Source organism: Collinsella sp. LCP19S3_F2 (genome assembly GCF_052121015.1).
Lineage (GTDB): Bacteria > Actinomycetota > Coriobacteriia > Coriobacteriales > Coriobacteriaceae > Collinsella.
This window is the reverse complement of sequence record NZ_JBQKFA010000038.1, coordinates 1-609: the sequence shown is the minus strand read 5'-3', so window position 1 is coordinate 609 and position 609 is coordinate 1. Positions and strand designations below refer to the sequence as shown.

Below are 609 nucleotides of genomic sequence, written 5' to 3'. Positions count from 1 at the left end.
ATAAAATTTCTTGCAGTGCTGCGGGCGTTTAAGTACTGTTTTCGTTGTCTGTTTTCCTCGCTTGCGTGATAGTAGCGTTTGTCAGCTTCACGCTGTTGAGCTTGTGTTGCATACCCTCTACGTTTTTTGATCTCTTTTTGCATTTTGTTTATTCCTTTCTGATTGCCTTTAATTAGTTGTAAGTTATTGATTATACCAAGCCCTTTTGACTATTTTATTTTAACCACATGAGTTTTTAAGCGATAATCCGTCCAATTTTTATTTTTAATCCACATTGGAAAATCTATTATAACACTAGTTATATTTTGCCATTGTCCGTTATAATTGCCTTGTAAAACAATTGTACCAAGTTGTAACCTCATTTCTTGCCTAGTGACACCAAAAGATTCGCATATACCTTCAATCATTTGTTTCTTGTGTAAAGTCATTTCTTTTGTTGTCCTAAAAGTTTCACTAACCTTTTGCAATTCTTTTGTTTGTTCCATTTTGTTTTCCTCCGAAAAATGTTTTTATTTTTTAATGACTAGCAGACCCTCGCAAGCCTACTGACGGCTTGAACTGTATAGTCTTATTCTGTTTCCATTGTCGCGACATATTCTTCAAACATTG

General features: G+C 34.3%; 1 protein-coding gene. It reads right to left on the bottom strand.

Annotated features, from left to right (window positions below):
• Positions 1 to 209 precede the first annotated feature (209 nt).
• Positions 210 to 485: a hypothetical protein gene (locus tag ACTQX9_RS09550; protein ID WP_441541389.1), complete on the bottom strand. Its 276-nt coding sequence runs from the start codon at positions 483 to 485 to the stop codon at positions 210 to 212.
• Between the last annotated feature and the right edge of the window lie 124 nt (positions 486 to 609).

Bases quoted from the DNA above. Each gene is read 5' to 3' on its own strand.
- ACTQX9_RS09550 (WP_441541389.1), bottom strand. From the start codon at position 485: ATGGAACAAACAAAAGAATTGCAAAAGGTTAGTGAAACTTTTAGGACA.